15 protein-coding genes and 1 pseudogene are annotated in these 18,260 nt (G+C 64.4%); 1 reads left to right on the top strand and 15 read right to left on the bottom strand.

Annotated elements, in window-relative coordinates; translation table 11 throughout:
- Window positions 1–227 precede the first annotated feature (227 nt).
- On the top strand, window positions 228–707 hold the full coding sequence (locus IHE30_RS14210; protein ID WP_337691554.1) for a DciA family protein: 480 nt from the start codon (window positions 228–230) through the stop codon (window positions 705–707).
- A 7-nt stretch (window positions 708–714) separates the two neighbouring features.
- Here the strand turns inward: IHE30_RS14210 and lpxC are convergent, their stop codons facing one another.
- The 15 genes and pseudogenes from lpxC to mraW all read right to left on the bottom strand — a co-directional run.
- The gene (gene lpxC / locus IHE30_RS14205) at window positions 715–1,632 is read right to left on the bottom strand and encodes a UDP-3-O-acyl-N-acetylglucosamine deacetylase (protein ID WP_337691552.1); all 918 of its coding nucleotides are present in this window, start codon (window positions 1,630–1,632) and stop codon (window positions 715–717) included.
- Window positions 1,633–2,131: 499 nt separating this feature from the next.
- A complete protein-coding gene (ftsZ, locus tag IHE30_RS14200) occupies window positions 2,132–3,322 on the bottom strand; it encodes a cell division protein FtsZ (RefSeq protein WP_041752989.1) in 1,191 nt (396 codons plus the stop codon).
- 111 nt (window positions 3,323–3,433) lie between these two features.
- Window positions 3,434–4,666 (bottom strand): cell division protein FtsA, encoded by a 1,233-nt coding sequence (gene ftsA / locus IHE30_RS14195; protein WP_337691550.1) that lies wholly within the window; start codon window positions 4,664–4,666, stop codon window positions 3,434–3,436.
- Window positions 4,667–4,702: 36 nt separating this feature from the next.
- On the bottom strand, window positions 4,703–5,464 hold the full coding sequence (locus IHE30_RS14190; protein ID WP_337691549.1) for a cell division protein FtsQ/DivIB: 762 nt from the start codon (window positions 5,462–5,464) through the stop codon (window positions 4,703–4,705).
- 15 nt (window positions 5,465–5,479) lie between these two features.
- The gene (locus IHE30_RS14185; RefSeq protein ID WP_337691616.1) at window positions 5,480–6,421 is read right to left on the bottom strand and encodes a D-alanine--D-alanine ligase; all 942 of its coding nucleotides are present in this window, start codon (window positions 6,419–6,421) and stop codon (window positions 5,480–5,482) included.
- Between the two features lie 2 nt (window positions 6,422–6,423).
- Window positions 6,424–7,815: a UDP-N-acetylmuramate--L-alanine ligase gene (murC, locus tag IHE30_RS14180; protein ID WP_337691548.1), complete on the bottom strand. Its 1,392-nt coding sequence runs from the start codon at window positions 7,813–7,815 to the stop codon at window positions 6,424–6,426.
- Window positions 7,812–8,942 (bottom strand): undecaprenyldiphospho-muramoylpentapeptide beta-N-acetylglucosaminyltransferase, encoded by a 1,131-nt coding sequence (murG, locus tag IHE30_RS14175; protein ID WP_337691547.1) that lies wholly within the window; start codon window positions 8,940–8,942, stop codon window positions 7,812–7,814. Before murG ends, murC begins: the two co-directional genes overlap by 4 nt.
- The gene (ftsW, locus tag IHE30_RS14170) at window positions 8,939–10,213 is read right to left on the bottom strand and encodes a putative lipid II flippase FtsW (protein WP_337691546.1); all 1,275 of its coding nucleotides are present in this window, start codon (window positions 10,211–10,213) and stop codon (window positions 8,939–8,941) included. Before ftsW ends, murG begins: the two co-directional genes overlap by 4 nt.
- A complete protein-coding gene (murD, locus tag IHE30_RS14165; protein WP_337691544.1) occupies window positions 10,210–11,727 on the bottom strand; it encodes a UDP-N-acetylmuramoyl-L-alanine--D-glutamate ligase in 1,518 nt (505 codons plus the stop codon). The genes ftsW and murD overlap by 4 nt, the downstream gene beginning before the upstream one ends.
- 23 nt (window positions 11,728–11,750) lie before the next feature.
- Window positions 11,751–12,920, bottom strand: a complete 1,170-nt coding sequence (mraY, locus tag IHE30_RS14160; protein WP_337691543.1) for a phospho-N-acetylmuramoyl-pentapeptide-transferase — start codon at window positions 12,918–12,920, stop codon at window positions 11,751–11,753.
- Between the two features lie 11 nt (window positions 12,921–12,931).
- The gene (locus IHE30_RS14155) at window positions 12,932–14,362 is read right to left on the bottom strand and encodes a UDP-N-acetylmuramoyl-tripeptide--D-alanyl-D-alanine ligase (RefSeq protein WP_337691542.1); all 1,431 of its coding nucleotides are present in this window, start codon (window positions 14,360–14,362) and stop codon (window positions 12,932–12,934) included.
- Entirely contained in the window at window positions 14,359–15,891 is a 1,533-nt protein-coding gene (locus tag IHE30_RS14150; protein ID WP_337691539.1) for a UDP-N-acetylmuramoyl-L-alanyl-D-glutamate--2,6-diaminopimelate ligase, read from the bottom strand. Before IHE30_RS14150 ends, IHE30_RS14155 begins: the two co-directional genes overlap by 4 nt.
- Window positions 15,888–17,678, bottom strand: a complete 1,791-nt coding sequence (locus tag IHE30_RS14145; RefSeq protein WP_337691537.1) for a peptidoglycan D,D-transpeptidase FtsI family protein — start codon at window positions 17,676–17,678, stop codon at window positions 15,888–15,890. Before IHE30_RS14145 ends, IHE30_RS14150 begins: the two co-directional genes overlap by 4 nt.
- Entirely contained in the window at window positions 17,675–18,034 is a 360-nt protein-coding gene (gene ftsL / locus IHE30_RS14140; RefSeq protein ID WP_337691535.1) for a cell division protein FtsL, read from the bottom strand. The genes IHE30_RS14145 and ftsL overlap by 4 nt, the downstream gene beginning before the upstream one ends.
- A pseudogene (gene mraW / locus IHE30_RS14135) lies at window positions 18,031–18,260 on the bottom strand (16S rRNA (cytosine(1402)-N(4))-methyltransferase); the annotation flags it as partial. The gene ftsL and the pseudogene mraW, both read right to left, overlap by 4 nt.

Raw genomic sequence — 18,260 nt, 5'->3', positions numbered from 1 at the left:
ACCCGTTGGCGAACGGCGGTTCGACGGCTGTGTCCAGTTAGATTCAAAGGCGCAATTTTATCACGCTGACTGTGTACTGCCCGCGTCAGGGCGCGCTTGCGCGCGGTTGTCAACCCGTGCGGCCGGCTAGCAGCGCGATTTCGTCGAGCCGGCCACCAGCGGCTACAATGGCATGGATACGTCGATTCCCCGACGGCCGCAAGCCGCCAGTCCCCTGCACGAGTGCCATGAGCCGCTATTCGCCCTATCCGTTGCCGCGCAAGCCGTTCACACCCCGACCGCTCACCGAGTTGATGTCGTCCAGCGCCGAGTTGGCCGCGCTGCAAGCCGGCGTGCGACAGGTGGCGGCGCTGGAAGCGGCGCTGCAAGCCGTGCTGCCCGGTTATCTGGCCAGCCATGTGCATGCCGGTCCGATTAAGGATCAGGCACTGACCCTTTTTGCAGCCCACAATGCGTTGGCCGCCCGGTTACGCCATCTGGAGCCCACTGTGCTGACCGAGTTGCAGCAGCGCGGTTTCGCACTGCGCGCGATCAAGATCCGCGTGCGCCCGCAAGCGCCAGCCGCTGCTGCGCAGATCAAGCAAGCCCAGGTTTCCGCAGCCGGCGCCGATTGTCTTTGCGAGTTGGCCGACGCATTGGAGCCTTCGCCGTTGCAGGAAGCCGTCGCGCGCATGGCGCAGCGGCATGCAGGCCGCCGCCGCCCCTAGCGCGATGTCACGCGTACACTGCCTGCGGATCGTAGGCAAAGCCCCGCGGCGCCGCTTTCTGGTCGGCAAACGTGACGATCTCGTACGCGTCCTCGTGGGCGAGCAATTCGCGCAGTAACGCATTGTTCAAGCCGTGACCGGACTTGTACGCGGTGTACGATGCCAGCAATGGATGGCCGACCACGTACAGGTCGCCGATCGCGTCTAGCATCTTATGTTTCACAAACTCGTCGCCATAGCGCAGGCCATCGTTATTCAGCACGCGATACTCGTCTAGCACGATCGCGTTGTCCATGCTGCCGCCTCGCGCTAGGCCCAACTCGCGCATCATTTCGACTTCGTGCGCGAAGCCGAATGTGCGAGCCCGCGCGATCTCTCGCACATAGGACGTGTCGGCAAAATCGACTTCCAGTTCCTGGCCGGTCTTGTCCACCGCCGGGTGACGGAAGTCGATCGTAAACTTCAGCTTAAAACCGAAGTACGGCTCCAGCCGAGCAAACTTGTCCGCATCACGCACTTCGACCGGCCGCGTGACCTTGATGAACTGCTTGGCGGCAGCCTGCTCGTCGATCCCGGCCGACTGGATCAAGAACACGAACGACGCCGCGCTGCCATCCATAATCGGGATTTCCTCGGCCGTCACGTCAACATACAGGTTATCAATCCCGAGCCCCGCGCAGGCTGACATCAGGTGCTCGACGGTCGACACCCTCGCGCCGTCCTTTTCCAGCACCGACGCAAGGCGCGTGTCACCAATCGACATCGCGCTGGCCGGGATATCGACCGGCACGGCCAAGTCGGTGCGACAAAACACAATTCCGGTATTGGCAGCAGCCGGACGCAGCGTCAACTCGACCTTGCGCCCGGAGTGCAGGCCGATGCCAACCGTCTTCACGATCGATTTGATGGTCCGCTGCTTCAACATCGTCTTGACTCTTAATAGGTTATTCTAATCACGGGTTTTAAACCCATAGTTATTAGTATACTCGACTTGCGAAACTCCCGCTTTTATCAACCTGTATGAAACTGTTTCCCGTTGTTACGGTTTCCCTATTGAGCGGATGACAAAGCGGCCCGATACCTGGAAGGAGGCGGTTCCCAGGCACCGGGCCGTGTGACAGCAGTGCGCAAAACACTCGCGCGCGCGTTGCCGGCACGCAACAGCTGCGATTAACAGGCCGGATCTGCGCCGTCGTGAACCACACGCCCTGCCCGGGGCGTGCTATCGCTGCTACGCTTGCCCATCTTCGTCGGCCAAGCGCCGACGGTCGCGACCCGCGTCCGTCATGCCGCCGGAGCGCAACGCCGCATCCGCTGTTTTCTCAGCGGGCAGCCAGCGGGGCCAGGCATCCGGCGCGATGCCGACCTTGCGCGTCCAGCCAGCGCGGTCCGCGTCGCTGTGACGCCCGCGTCGGGCGCTCGGATCAATCGGCTTGCTTGCGCAGGAACGCCGGGATGTCGTACGTGTCCACGCCCTTTTCTTGCAACGCCTGCACGTGCGATGCGGCGGTTTCCCGCGAGCTGCGCCACACCGCCGGCGTATCCAGCGCGCCATAGTCGGTCGCGCCCGGCGCGGCGGCATAGCTAACCGGCTGCGCGGCGATCGGATGATTATCTGTGCCGGTACGCAGCAGCGTCATCGGCGCCGCCTGCTGCTTCTTGACGGCGCGACCAAGACCCGTCGCCACTACGGTTACCCGCATCGCATCGCCCATCGCGTCGTCGTACACCGCACCGAAAATCACCGTCGCATCGTCGGCCGCGTAGCTCTTGATTGTGTTCATCACCTCACGAGTTTCCGACAGGCGCAGCGAGCGGCTCGACGTGATGTTGACCAGCACACCTCGCGCGCCAGACAGGTCCACGCCCTCGAGCAGCGGGCTGGCCACAGCTTGTTCGGCCGCCAGCCGCGCGCGGTCTACGCCGGCCACCGTCGCGGTGCCCATCATCGCCTTGCCCTGCTCGCCCATCACGGTTTTGACGTCCTCGAAGTCCACGTTCACAAGGCCATCGACGTTGATGATCTCAGCAATGCCGGCCACCGCGTTATGCAACACGTCGTCCGCGCACTGAAAGCACTTATCCATCTCAGCGTCGTCGCCCATCACGTCGAACAGCTTGTCGTTGAGCACGACGATCAGCGAGTCAACATGCGATTCGAGTTCCTGCGAGCCCGCTTCGGCCACCCGCATGCGCTTGCCGCCCTCAAACTCGAATGGCTTGCTCACGACACCTACCGTCAGAATGCCCATCTCCTTGGCAATTTGCGCGACCACAGGCGCGGCACCGGTACCGGTGCCGCCGCCCATGCCCGCCGTGATGAACACCATGTGCGCACCACGCAGCGCATCGGCAATCCGTTCGCGAGCCTCCTCAGCGGCGGCGTGCCCCATGTCGGGTTTCGCCCCGGCGCCCAGGCCGGTCTTACCCAGTTGGATCACGGACGGTGCCTTGGACCGGTTCAGCGCTTGAGCATCGGTATTCATTACGATGAAATCGACGCCCTGCACGCCGCGGTTGATCATGTGCTGGACGGCATTGCCGCCAGCGCCACCGATCCCGACGACCTTGATGATCGTGCCGTTGGTTTCGGTTTCCAGCATTTCGAATTCCATTAGTGCCTCCGTCAAGTATTAAGCGACTTCGCTCGGCGTTACGCAGTGGCGAAATCGGGCAATTCCGTCACCGTGCACTGGCCGCCGCCGCCAGCGCGTTGCGAAACGACTTCAAAAATTACCTAAGAACCAGTCCTTCATCCGGGACCACACCTGCGTGGCGGAACCGGACTGCGTGGCGACCTTGCGTCCACGCATACGCTGTGAACGTCCCTCCACCAGCAACCCCATCGCGGTCGAATACCGCGGATTGCGCACCACGTCCGCCAGGCCGCCGGCATATTGCGGCACGCCGATACGCACCGGTTTGAGAAAGATGTCCTCGCCCAATTCAACCATGCCGGCCATCATCGCCGCGCCACCGGTCAACACCACGCCGGAACTCAGCAGCTCCTCGTAGCCGGACTCGCGCACGACTTGCTGGACTAAAGAAAACAGCTCCTCCACGCGCGGCTCAATCACCGCCGCCAGCGCCTGGCGAGACAGCACCCGCGGACCGCGCTCACCCAGCCCCGGGACCTCGATCATCTCGTCCGGATCGGCAAGCGCCTGCTTGGCAATCCCGTAGGTCACCTTGATATCCTCCGCGTCCGGCGTCGGCGTGCGCAGCGCCATCGCGATGTCGCTGGTGATCTGATCACCCGCGATCGGGATCACTGCAGTATGGCGGATCGCACCCTCGCTGAAGATCGCGATATCGGTGGTCCCACCGCCGATGTCGACCAGCACGACACCCAACTCCTTCTCGTCCTCGGTCAGCACGGCCAGGCTCGACGCGAGCGGCTGCAGGATCAAATCGTTGACCTCCAGTCCGCAGCGGCGCACGCATTTGACGATGTTCTGCGCGGCTGAGACGGCGCCCGTCACGATGTGCACCTTCACCTCCAGCCGGATGCCGCTCATGCCAATCGGCTCACGCACGTCTTCCTGGCCGTCGATGATGAATTCCTGCGTCAGGATGTGCAGCACCTGCTGGTCGGTCGGAATATTGATTGCCTTCGCGGTCTCAATCACACGCGCGACGTCCGCCTGCGTGACCTCCTTGTCCTTGATCGCCACCATGCCGCTTGAATTGAAGCTACGGATGTGGCTGCCGGCGATGCCAGTGAACACGTTGGTAATCTTACAGTCGGCCATCAGTTCGGCTTCCTCGAGCGCGCGTTGGATCGACTGAACCGTCGCCTCGATATTGACGACCACCCCCTTCTTCAGACCCTTCGAGTCGCTTTGCCCGAGCCCAATCACTTCATAGTGGCCCTCGCCCTTTAACTCGGCGACAACGGCCACCACCTTCGACGTCCCGATGTCGAGGGCAACCAGCAGGTCCTTGTAGTCTTTGCTCATAGCGTGCTCAATTGCGAGTGTTGTCCGTTCATTGCGTCATGGACGCAGCTTCTTCGCCTTCGGGTCGTCGGGAATGAAGCGCATCCCTGCAGCCCGGATCGCGAACCCATTCGGGTAGCGCAAATCCACATATTCGATGTCGTTGCCCCAGCGCTGCGTGACCGTTGGCCAGGCAACCACGAGCCGCCGCGCACGGCTGGCCAGCATATCCTTGTTGCGCTCGCGCCCCAGCTCCACCTGCATGCCATTGGTCAGCTTGACGGTCCAGGCATAGCGCGGCGACAACGTGACCTCCTCCGGCTTCACACCCAACGGCTCGAACCATTTCTGAAAATCGCGGTATCGGGCCACGACATCGCGCTCCGAGCCCATTGGGCCGGCGAACACCGGCAATTCGGCATCGGCCTCGGCCTGGTTGGCCGTGAAGACCTCGCCATCGACGCTGACAAACTGGTCGCTGCCCCACGTCCCCAGGGGCTTGTACTCCTCGAGCGTGACCGCTAGCGCATTCGGCCACACGCGGCGCACGCTCGCGTGTCGCACCCACGGGATCTGCTCGAACGCGGCACGCGCGCTGTCCAGATCTACCGTGAAGAAATTGCCGTGCAGCTTGTCCAGCACATTCGCGCGCACCGTCGGCCGGTTGATGTGCTCGATATCGCCGTCGATCAGCAGCGTGCGCAGCGCAAAGGCCGGCCGCTGCAGCAGCCACAGGCCGGCACCGGCGAGCACGATCGCCAGCAGCGCAGCATGCAGCGCGCTGGTGATCATGTTGAGCTGGCGCGGATTGTTCCACATGTCGGTAGTCGGGCGTCAATCCTTCAGCGTGAGCGCAAGCACGTTCACGACTAGTTCGCTGTACGAGATGCCGACCGCGCGCGCCGCCTTCGGCGGCAATGAGTGATCGGTCATGCCGGGCGAGGTGTTAATCTCCAGGAAATACGGGTTGCCATCGCTGTCGAGCATGAAGTCGGCGCGCCCCCAGTCGGTGCACGCGAGGACCTCGAATGCGCGGCGCGCGAGCGCCGTCAGCCGCTGCTCGTCAGCATCGCTCAATCCGCACGGAATCCGGTACTGGGTATCGTCGGCGACGTATTTCGCGTGGTAATCGTAGAACTCGCCAGCCGGCACGATCCGAATCAGCGGCAACTGCAGCGGGCCGGCAATGCACGCAGTGTATTCCCCCCCACCGTCAATGCTCTTCTCCACCAGCACGACCGGATCATGCTGCGCAGCCTGCGCCAGTGCATGCGGCAGATTGTCGGCCGCCTTGACCTTGATCACCGCGACGCTCGAGCCTTCGGTCGCTGGCTTGACGAACAGTGGCAACCCAAGTTTCGCGACAATTTGCTGCGTCCGTGTCTCGTAGTCCTCGCCGCGCCGTACCGTGTCGAACGGCGGCGTCGGGATCCCGAGCTGCTGCCAAATCAGTTTCGTGCGGAACTTGTCCATGCCCAGTGCCGAGCCGAGCACGCCCGGGCCGGTGTAGCGGATCCCGTAGAAGTCGAGTGCGCCCTGGATCTGGCCGTTTTCGCCATATCCGCCGTGCAACGCAATGAACGCGCGCGCAAACCCTTCGTCCCCGAGCGCCGACAAGGGCCGCTCCTTCGGATCGAACAAGTGCGCGTCCACGCCGGCGTCGCGCAGTCCCTGGCAGACCAGCCGGCCGGACACGAGCGACACATCGCGCTCGGACGACTCACCGCCATAGAGCACCGCCACTTTGCCGAATGCCTTTGGATCGATCGCACGCATCTTCACGTCCTTTGCTCCTGCGTGAGTCGCGCCGGCACGCCACCGATCGAGCCCGCCCCCATCGTCATCACGACGTCGCCGTCGGCGACCACCGCCGCCAGCGCGGGCGCAATCTCGTCGATGGTCTCGACAAACACCGGTTCGACCCTGCCAGCCACGCGGATGGCCCGCGCCAGCGCGCGACCGTCCGCGGCCACGATCGGCGCCTCACCGGCCGCGTAGACCTCGGTCAGCACCAGCGCGTCCACCGTCGAGAGCACCTTGACAAAGTCCTCGAAACAATCGCGCGTGCGCGTGTAGCGGTGCGGCTGGAACACGAGAACCAGCCGCCGGTCCGGAAATGCACCGCGCGCCGCGGCGATCGTCGCGGCCATCTCGACCGGATGGTGGCCATAGTCGTCAATCAGCAAGTACGCGCCGCCGCGCGTGAGCGGCACTTCGCCATAACGCTGGAACCGCCGGCCTACGCCGTTGAATTCCGCGAGCGCCGACTGGATATCGGCATCGGCCACCTCCAGCTCAGTGGCGATCGCGATGGCCGCAAGCGCATTCTGCACGTTGTGCGTGCCGGGCAAGTTCAGCACGATGTCCAACGGCGCCGCGTCGGTGCGATGGACGGTGAAATGCATCCGTCCGTCCCTAGCGCAGACATCGGTGGCACGCACATCGGCTTCCTGCGCGAACCCATAGCGGATGACTGGCTTAGAGACGAACGGCAGAATCTCTCGCACGTTCGGGTCGTCCACGCACAGCACCGCGATGCCGTAGAACGGCAGCCGATGCGTGAACTCGATGAACGCCTGCTTGAGCCGGGCGAAGTTATGACCATACGTATCCATGTGGTCGGCATCGATGTTCGTGATGACTTCGATCACCGGGAACAGGTTGAGGAACGATGCATCCGACTCGTCAGCCTCGGCAACGATGAAATCGCCCGTGCCGAGCCGTGCGTTCGCGCCCGCGCTGATTAGCCGCCCGCCGATGACAAAAGTCGGATCCAGTCCGCCGGCCGCCAGCACGCTGGCCACGAGACTGGTCGTCGTAGTCTTGCCGTGCGTGCCGGCAATCGCGATGCCCTGCTTGAGTCGCATCAGTTCCGCGAGCATGAGGGCGCGTGGCACGATCGGAATATGCCTGCGCCGTGCCTCGCGCACCTCGGGGTTGTCAGTGCGCACCGCCGTGGAGATGACAACCGCATCCGCGCCGTCGATATGCCGCGCGTCGTGACCGAACGTGACGTGGGCGCCGAGCCCGCTCAACCGATCAGTGACAGCCGAACGGTTCAGATCCGAACCGCTGACCTGGTAGCCCAGGTTGACGAGTACTTCGGCGATGCCGCTCATCCCGGCACCGCCGATCCCGACAAAGTGAATATGCTTGACGATGTGTTTCATTGCTTTCCTTGCGCACCGTGCCGCGACGTGTGCGATGCGTCTGCCACATCGCGCGTGACGAGCGACGCGCACACCTGTGCGACGCGCTCGGCGGCATCGGGCTTAGCCAGTTCGCGCGCGCGAGCCGCAACGCGTGCGAGCGACGCGCGCGTCTGACTGCCAATCCAGTCCGCGAGTTTCTTCGCGGACAATTCATTTTGTTGCATGACGCTCGCCGCGTGATGCGCGACGAGAAACGCCGCGTTGGTCGTCTGATGGTCGTCCACGGCAAACGGGAACGGCACGAACAGCGCCGCCACGCCCACAGCGGCGATTTCCGATACCGTCATCGCGCCGGCGCGACAAATCACAAGGTCGGCCTCGGCATAGGCGCGCGCCATGTCGTCGATGAACGGAACCAGCTCGATGCCGTCGCCCTGCACCAGTCCCGCGTCCGCGTAATGCACGCGCAACGCTTCGATATGCTTGGCACCGGCCTGGTGCACCACGTGTGGGCGCTGCGCCGGATCGAGTAACGCCAACGCGCACGGCACCGTTTTATTGAGCGCCGCGGCACCGAGGCTGCCGCCGACCACCAGCACGCGCAACGGGCCGGTGCGCGCCGCGTACCGCACTTCGGGTGGGGCCACTGCGGCCAGCTCCGCGCGGATCGGGTTACCAGTCCAGTGCGCGCCGGGTAGCGCATCGGGAAAGGCGACCAGCACGCGGCGCGCGAGCCTGGCCAACAGCTTGTTGGCCAGGCCCGCAATCGAATTTTGTTCGTGCAGCACCAATGGAATGCGCGCAAGCACGGCCATCACGCCGGCCGGAAACGAGATGTAGCCGCCCATGCCGAGCACGACGTCAGGCCGCACGCGGCCGAGCACCGCGCGACTTTGCAGGCACGCGCGCAGCAGGTTCAGCGGCAAGCACAGCTTCGTGGCAATGCCTTTGCCGCGCACGCCGCCAAAACGCACGAACTCGACCGCAATGCCGTACTTAGGCACCCATGTCGCTTCCATTCCGTTTGGATTGCCAAGCCATACGACCCGCCAGCCCTGCGCCTGCATCCGCTGTGCGACCGCCAGCCCGGGAAACACATGACCGCCGGTGCCACCCGCCATCACGAGCAGCGTGCGCGCGCTCATACCTTACCTCCGCGCATCAGCACCCGGTTCTCATAATCGACGCGCATCAGCAGCGACAGCGCCACGCAGTTGAGCAAGATCCCAGAGCCGCCATAGCTGACTAGCGGCAGCGTCAACCCTTTGGTCGGCAGCAGGCCGAGGTTCACCCCCATGTTGATGAACGTCTGCGCGCCGAGCCACAAGCCGATGCCTTTCGCGACCAACCCGGCGAACGTGCGGTCCAATGCGAGCGCCTGGCGGCCGATCTCGAACGCGCGCCGTACAATCCAATAAAACAGCAGAATCACGAAGACTACGCCGACAAAGCCAAGCTCCTCTCCGATCACCGCGAGAATGAAGTCGGTGTGTGCCTCAGGCAAATAGTTGAGCTTCTCGACGCTGCCGCCCAGGCCAACCCCGAACCACTCGCCGCGTCCGAATGCGATCAACGAATGGGTAAGCTGGTACGCCTTGCCTTGCGCATAGCGGTCGTCCCACGGATTCAGGTACGCAAAGATGCGTTCGCGACGCCACGGCGAGGCCCAGACGAGCATGGCGAACGTGCCAATGGCGGTCAGCGCCAGGCCGCCGAACAGCCGCCCGCTCACGCCGCCCAAGAACAACACGCCCATCGCGATCGCCGCGATCACCATGAACGCGCCCATGTCCGGCTCCAGCAGCAGCAGCGCGCCGACCACGCCGACTGCGAGCGCCATCGGCAGGAAGCCCTTTGTGAACTGGTGCATGTACTCCTGCTTGCGCACCGTATAGTTGGCCGCGTAGATCGTCACCGCCAGCTTCATGATTTCCGACGGCTGCATGTTCGTGATGCCGAGTGGGATCCACCGACGCGCGCCGTTCACGCCCTTGCCCAGATGAGGTATCAGCACGACCACCAGCAACAGCAACGCGATCAGGAAGAAGCGCGGCGCGTACTTGTCCCAGGTCTTGACCGGAATGCGAAACGCCACCAGCGCGCAGAGCACACCGGTCATGAGCGACACAACGTGCCGCACGAGGAAATGGTAGGGCGTATAGGCCGAGTACTTGGGCGAGTCGGGCAGCGCGATCGACGCCGAATACACCATCACGAGTCCGAGCGACAACAGCGCGATCGTCACCCAGAGCAGCGAGTGGTCATAGTCACGCATGCGCGAGCGCAACGGGCGAATGCCGCTGACCGCACTAGCCAACCCCACGCCGCGTGCCGGAGTGGCGCCGACGACTCCGTCGCTGGGCACTGCGTAGCGGCGCCCAGCGAGCCTTGCTGCGATCCGCTGCATCCGGCTCATAGCATCCCTCCCTTATCGGCAGCGATGTCCTCGACCTCGCTGCGGAACACCTGCGCGCGCTGCGCATAGCCGGAAAACATGTCTAGGCTCGCGCACGCGGGAGACAACAGCACCGCATCCCCGGGCTGGGCGACGGCTGCCGCGGCACGCGTCGCCGCCTGCAGGCTTGGATGCAGAGCCAGTTCGACGTCAGTATCGGCCAGTGCCGCACGCAGCGCAGGCGCATCGCGGCCGATCAGCATCACAGCCCGGCACCAGCGCGCCACCGGCGCCGCGAGCGGCGCAAAATCCTGGCCCTTGCCGTCCCCGCCCGCGATCAATACGATCCGCTGCGCGAGGCCGTCGAGCGCGGCCACGGTCGCGCCGACGTTGGTACCCTTGCTGTCATCGATGTAGTCAACGCCATCGATCGAGCCAATCCACTCGACGCGATGCGGCTCGCCACGGTACTCGCGCAAGCCGTGCAGCAACGCGGCGAGCGGCAGGCCGATCGACTGTGTCAGCGCAAGTGCAGCCATCGCATTGGTTGCGTTATGCAAGCCGCGGATGCGCAGGGCATCGACAGGCATGAGCCGCTTGATCGCGATATCGGGCACGGGCTCGCCGCTCTTGCGACGGCGATTCGTCGCGCGTTGTTTAGAGGCGTCGTTGCGATCATGGGCCTGGACGAGCCATGCGATGCCTCCATCGCGTTGGATACCATAGTCGCCATCGTTCTGCGGCACGTTGCGTCCAAAGGTCCAATACGGCGCAATGGCATCGCCGGCCGGCACGCACGCCATCACGCGCGCATCATCGCGGTTCAATACGCGCAGCGTACGCAGCCCGAAGATCCGCTCCTTTGCCGCAGCATAGGCGTCCAGTCCGCCATGCCAGTCCAGATGGTCCTGCGTGATGTTGAGGATGACGGCCGCATCGGGTTCGAACGTGTGCGATGTCTCGAGTTGGAAGCTGGACAGCTCCAACACCCAGACGTCAGGCAGCTTCGCCGCGTCGATGGCCTCGGCCAGCTTGTCCAGCATAGCCGGACTGATGTTGCCGGCCACCGCGACGCGTCTACCGGCCCGTTCGCACAGCAGCCCGGTTAGCGCCGTGGTCGTCGTCTTACCGTTCGTGCCCGTGACCGCTAGCACCTTGGGCTGGTAGCCGTCAGTGGCCAGTGCGCGCAACGCCTGCGCAAAGAACTCAAGCTCGCCCCACACGTCAATGCCGCGCTCGCGGGCCGCGCCGATCAGTGCAGCCAGGTCGGCACCAAGCGGCGACAAACCGGGACTGATGGCCACCAAATCGATACCGCCATCGAGCAGCGCGGGACTGAACGCACCGCCAACGAATTCAGCATCGATGTCCAGCGCCGCCAATTGCGACAGGTTCGGTGGCGCGGCGCGGGTATCGGCCACGCGCAAGCGACAACCGTGGCGCGCGCACCAGCGCGCCATCGCTAGCCCCGATTCGCCGAGCCCCAGCACGAGCGTCGTCGGGCGTTGCCGTTCTCCGAACTTCTCACCGAACATCGTTTCGTTTCCTCAGTTTTCGGTTACCGTAATTTCAGCGTGGATAGACCAAACAGGCACAGCATCAGCGTGATGATCCAGAAGCGGACTACCACCTGGGTCTCCTTCCATCCGGACAACTCAAAATGGTGATGCAACGGCGCCATCTTGAAGATGCGTCGGCCCTCGCCATAGCGGCGCTTCGTGTAGCGGAACCACGTGACCTGCAACATCACCGAGACGGTCTCAGCGACGAACACGCCGCCCATGATAAACAGCACGATTTCCTGCCGCACGATCACCGCGATTGTGCCCAGCGCGCCACCGAGCGCGAGCGCGCCCACATCCCCCATGAATACCCGCGCCGGATACGTGTTGTACCAAAGGAACGCGAGTCCCGCGCCGCCCATCGCCGAGCAGAAGATAAGTAACTCGCCCGCGCCGGGAATATGCGGAAACAGCAGGTACTTCGAATAGACAGCGCTGCCCATCACATACGCAAACACGCCGAGCGCTGCCCCGACCAGCACGACTGGCATGATCACCAGTCCGTCCAGCCCGTCGGTCAAGTTCACCGCGTTGCTCGAGCCGACGATCACGAAATAGGTCAACGCAATGAATCCCCAAACGCCGAGCGGATAGCTGATCGCTTTCAGGAACGGCAGGGCCAGATCGGCGCGCGCCGGCAAGCCGATTGAGAATCCGCTGCGCACCCACGCCATGAACAGATCGAACACGCGCGCGTTATTCGCCTCGGATACCGAGAACGCGAGGTACACGGCGGCGAATAAGCCGATCACCGATTGCCAGAAGTACTTTTCGCGCGAGGACATGCCGCGCGGGTCCTTGTAGACGACCTTGCGATAATCGTCGACCCAGCCAATCACGCCGAAGCCGAAAGTGACCAGCATCACGATCCAGATGAAGCGATTGGTCAGATCGCTCCACAGCAGCGTCGACACGGCAATGCCAATCAGGATCAGCACGCCGCCCATCGTCGGCGTGCCAGACTTGATCAAATGCGTCTGCGGTCCGTCCTTGCGCACGGCCTGACCCATCTTCAGTGCGGTGAGCTTGTGAATCACCGCGGGGCCGCAGACGAGGCCGATCAACAGCGCGGTGATGGTCGCCATCACCGCGCGAAACGTCAGATAGTTGATCACGCGCAAATAACTTGCATCGCTTTGCAGCCATTGCGCCAGCGCCAATAGCATTCGAGGTCCTTTCAATGCGCGCCGGGCCGGGCCGGCGCATCGGTTGCAGTGGGAAAAGTCAGCGCTTGGACCACGCGCTCCATGCGCATGAAACGCGAACCCTTGACCAGGATCGTCGCGCCGGCGGCGCACTCCGATGCAACGGCGTCCTGGCGGAGCAGCGCGGAAACGAGCGCCTCGACTGAATCGAAATGATGGGCGTGCGGGCCGAACGCGGTGCACGCATCGCGACTCGCGTCACCGAGCGCGTACAGTGCATCGAGCCCACGCTCGCGCGCATAGGCGCCGACTTCGCGATGAAACGCGGGACCGTTGTCGCCGACTTCTCCCATGTCGCCCATTACCAGCACGCGCGGCGCCTGGCGCATGGCCAGTACGTCGATCGCCGCGCGCATCGAATCCGGATTGGCATTATAGGTATCGTCGATCACCGTCGCACCGGCCCATGGCGTCGCTTGGGCAAGTTTGGCCTGCAACCGTCCATTGACCGGCTCGAAGGTCTCGAGCCCGCGCCGTATCGCGTCCAGTCCGACGCCGGCGGCAAGCGCGGCCGCGGTGGCGGCAAGCGCATTGCGCGCATTGTGCTCGCCGGGCGCGCGCAACGATACCTCGAGCGCGCCGGCGCGCGTCTCGATTCGCAATGCGCCGGTGTCCGTAGTCGTGCCCTGAACCGCCGCGTCGCTATTGGCACCGGGCCGGCGCAGCGCGAAGTCCACGATCCGGTTGCCGGTGGCCGCCACCCGCCAGATGCCGGCATACGGATCGTCGGCGGGAAACACCGCCGTGCCGTCCGGCGGCAGCGCATGAATCACGCTCGCATGCTCCAGCGCCACGGCCTCGACCGTCATCATGAATTCCTGATGCTCGCGCTGAGCGTTGTTCACCAGTGCAATGGTGGGTCCGGCAATCCGGGCTAGCTGTTGCGTTTCGCCAGGATGGTTTATGCCCAGCTCGACGACCGCAAGCCGATGCTGTGGCGCGAGCTGCAACAACGTGAGCGGCATGCCGATGTCGTTGTTTAAGTTGCCCTGCGTCGAGAGCCGCTGCGCGTGGCCGACGGCGGCGGCAAAGATCGACGCGATCATTTCCTTGACCGTGGTCTTGCCGTTGCTGCCGGTTACCGCGACCAGTGGCAACGCAAACCTGCGACGCCAGCCAGCCGCGAGCGCGCCGAGCGCGGCCCGTGTGTCGGCCACGCGGATCGCCGGCACACGCCAGTCACCGGGGCTGCGCGACACCAATACAGCGGCCACGCCGCGCTGCGCGAGATCCGGCAGGAAATCGTGCGCGTCGAAACGCTCGCCCTTGAGCGCGACGAACAGGCTTGCCGGCCCGCAACTGCGACTGTCGGTTGAGACTTGATCGAAAGCGACCGTATCGTCGCCTAAAACCGTGGCGCCGTCGATCAGTGCAGCCGCCTCGCGCAGTCTCAACATCGTCATTCGGCTTCTCCGCGAGGTTGCGTGACGCGCGACGCGAGCGCGAGGTGTGCATGATCCTGATCCGAAAACGGCCGCTTCTTACCCATCACTTCCTGTGTTGCCTCATGTCCTTTGCCGGCGATCAGCACGACGTCGGCGGCCGACGCGCCACGCACCGCCTGCAGGATCGCGCCGGCGCGATCCTCAATGGTGCGCACGCGTGCCGGCTCGCGCATCGCCCCGACGATCTGGCCGATAATTGCCAGCGGCGGCTCGCTACGCGGGTTGTCACTCGTCACGATGACGCTGTCGGCGAGCCGCTCGGCAATCGCCCCCATCAGCGGCCGCTTGGTCACATCGCGCTCGCCTCCACAGCCGAACACACAGACGAGCTTGCCGCCCCGCTGCGTGGCGATCGGCCGCAGTGCGTCGAGCGTTTTTTCCAATGCGTCCGGCGTATGCGCGTAATCGACGACCACCAGCGGCTCGTCCACTTGCGGCCGCCCGCCGAGCTGCTGCATCCGGCCGTTGACCGGTTCCAGCCGCGTGATCTGAGACAGCGCCGCATCGAATGGCACGTCGGCGGCCAGTAGCCCGCCGAGGACGGCAAGCAAATTGGCGACATTGAACAGGCCGAGCGTGCTCACCTCGAGTTCGGCATGCCCCCAGTCGGATACCACCGTGAAGGCGGTGCCGGTAGCGGTCGCGCGGATCGCCATCGCATGCAGCGAAGCGTCGCCACGCGGCCTGGTCGACGCGATGCCGTACGAGATCGTGCGCACCCGCGTGGCCAGATGCCCGATCAGCCGGCGCCCGGCCTCGTCGTCGCGATTGATGACGGCCGCGCGCAAGCCCGGCCAGTCGAACAGCCGCGCTTTGGCGGCCTCGTACGAGGCGAGGTCCTTGTGATAGTCGAGATGGTCCTGCGTCAGGTTAGTGAACACCGCGATGTCGAACGCGACGCCATTCACGCGCCCCTGGTGCAGTGCATGCGAGGACACTTCCATCGATACCGCGCTTGCGCCGTGCGCACGCAACGCCGCCAGGCTGCGGTGCACCTGCGGCGCGTCAGGGGTCGTGAACCCGGTGGGCGAAAGCTGTCCCGGCAGTCCGATGCCCAACGTGCCGATGATCGCGCAACGGGTGCCGCTGCCGCTCAACGCGCCCGCGACCCAGTGGCTGGTGGTGGTCTTGCCATTGGTGCCCGTGATGCCGACCATCAGCATGTCACGGCTCGGCTCGCCATACCACGCACTAGCAATGTGGCCCGCAAGCTGATCGAGTTCAGGGACCTCGAGCACCGGTCCGCCACCCGGGAACTCACCGCCGGCCTGGACCAGCACAGCCGCCGCGCCACGCTGCAACGCATCGGCGATATACGCACGACTGTCTGCGCCGTTCACCGCATACGCGACGAACGCGTCGCCGGCGCGCACCGCGCGGCTGTCCGCCCACAGTTGCGCATGCGGCGCAAGCCGGGCGCGCAGCCACGCGAGCACATCGGCCCGCGCGCGCTCGATTTGTTCGGGCGTCAGTGGCGGGCGGCTCATCGCACGGCCCTCTGCGTCGCGCTCACATTGATGATTGACTTGGAGTCGTTGCTGACCACGAGCTGCTTAACCGGCATGTCGGGCGGCACATTCAGCGAGCGCAGCGTGTCGCCGGCAATCGCCGAGAAGACCGGACCGGAGACCTGTCCGCCGAAGTGGCTGCCGGCTGTCGGCTCATCGACCGACACTGCCACCACGATGCGCGGATTCGGCATCGGCGCCATGCCGACGAACGACGCCCGATACTTCCTGCGATCGTAGCCGCGTCCCACGTGCTTGTATGCGGTGCCGCTCTTGCCGCCGACGCGGTAGCCCGGCACCGCCGCGTCGGGCGATGTGCCGCCCGGCTGCGTGACAGTCTCCAGCATCGCGCGAACCTGCCGCGCCGTGGTGGCCGAGAACACCTGCGTGCCTTGCGGCTCCTTGCCGTTGCTGCCCCTGATCAGCGTGAGCGGAATGATGCAGCCATCATGCGCGATCGCGGTATAGGCTCGGCCAAGCTGGAACAGCGACGCGGACAAGCCGTAGCCATATGACATCGTCGCCTGCTCAATACGACGCCAACTCTTCCAAGGACGCAACCGTCCAGCCGCCGCACCAGGGAAGCCGACCTTCGGCGCCTGGCCTAATCCGATGCTCGTATACATATTCCACATTTCCTCAGGCCGCAACTGCATCGCAATCTTGGTCGCGCCGATGTTGCTGGATTTCTGAATAACGCCGCCAACGGTCAACACGCCAAAGCCGGCGTCGTCCGTGATCGTCGCGCCATCCAATGTGAAGCGGCCCCCGCCGGTATCGACTAACGTCGTCGGCAACACGCGGTGCAGGTCCAGGGCGAGCGACACGGTAAACGGCTTCATGATCGAGCCCGGCTCGAACACGTCGGTCAGCACACGGTTGCGTAACTGCTCGCCGGTCATGTGCGAGCGCTCATTCGGGTTGTACGTCGGATAGTTGACCAGCGCGAGCACCTCGCCCGTCTTCACGTCGATGACGATCGCCGCGCCAGCCTTCGCTTTGAACCGGTCGACTGCCGCCTTCAGGTTAGCGTACGCGATGTACTGGATCTTGCTGTCCAGCGACAACTCGACGTCCTGCCCATTGCGGGGCTTGACCCACTCGTCGACGTCCTCGACGATGCGCCCGATCCGGTCCTTGATCACGCGGCGGCTGCCTGGCACGCCGGCCAACTCTTTCTGGTCCGCCAGCTCGATGCCTTCCTGCCCCTCGTCCTCGACGTTGGTGAAGCCGATCATGTGCGCGGTGATCTCGCCTTCCGGATAAAAGCGCTTGTATTCAGGGCGCACGTAGATGCCGGGGATGTCCAGTGCGACCACCTTTTGTGCGACGTCCAGCGGCACTTGCCGCTTCACGTAGACGAACGTCTTATCTTGCGACAACTTTGCGCGCAACGCCTTCTCATCCATCGACAACAGCTTTGAGAGCTTCGTCAGCTTGCCGGCGCCTAGCTCGTCGGGCACCGATTCGGGAATGGCCCAGATCGCGCGCACCGGCAAGCTGGTGGCCAACACCAGCCCGTTGCGATCCAGGATCTTGCCACGCGTGGCCGGCAACTCGATGGTGCGCTGGTAGCGGCTTTCACCCTGCTTTTGATAAAACGCGTTGCCCGGTCCCTGGATCCAGAAGGCACGCGCCGCCAGTGCGACGAACGCGACGAACAGCAGAAACACGATGAGCTTGGAGCGCCACATCGGCCAGTGCATCGACAACACCGGGCTCGATGAAAACGGTACATGACGACGGTGATGGGGTGCGCGCTTCATCGGGCCGCTCCCGCCGTGGTGCCCAGCGACGCGGAGTCAGATGCGCCGGCCCCGGCCCCGCTGGCCGGCGGCGTATCGGCCGGCACGCTCGCCGGGTCGACGCTCAGATACTGGGTACGCCCCGGCACCACCGGCTGCATCTTCAGGTCGGCGGTGGCGATACGCTCGATGCGCGAGGTCTTCGACAATGCGCCTTGCTGGTATTGCAACTGCGCATAGTCCAACTGTAGCTGATGCTCTTGCGACTGGGCACGCTGAAGATCGATGAACACCTCGCGCTGCCGATTCGTCGCGTTGACGACCGACAGCGCGCAGCCCAACACAACGATGAGCAGGAAAATGTTGAGCCGGCTCATGCAAGCACCCGCTCGGCAATGCGCATCACGGCGGAGCGGGCACGCGGGTTGGCCGCCACTTCCGCTTCGCCAGCAAAGATACGCCCAAGAATGCGCAACGGCGGACTGGGCAAGTCCGCCGCGCGAATCGGCAGGCGCCGGTCCACGGCCGGCGCGCGCGCGTGCGATTGAAAGAATCCTTAACGATGCGGTCCTCTAGCGAATGAAAGCTGATGACCACCAACCG

It is taken from the genome of Mycetohabitans sp. B46, from assembly GCF_037389205.1.
GTDB lineage: Bacteria > Pseudomonadota > Gammaproteobacteria > Burkholderiales > Burkholderiaceae > Mycetohabitans.
This window is presented reverse-complemented; position numbering and strand designations above follow the sequence as displayed.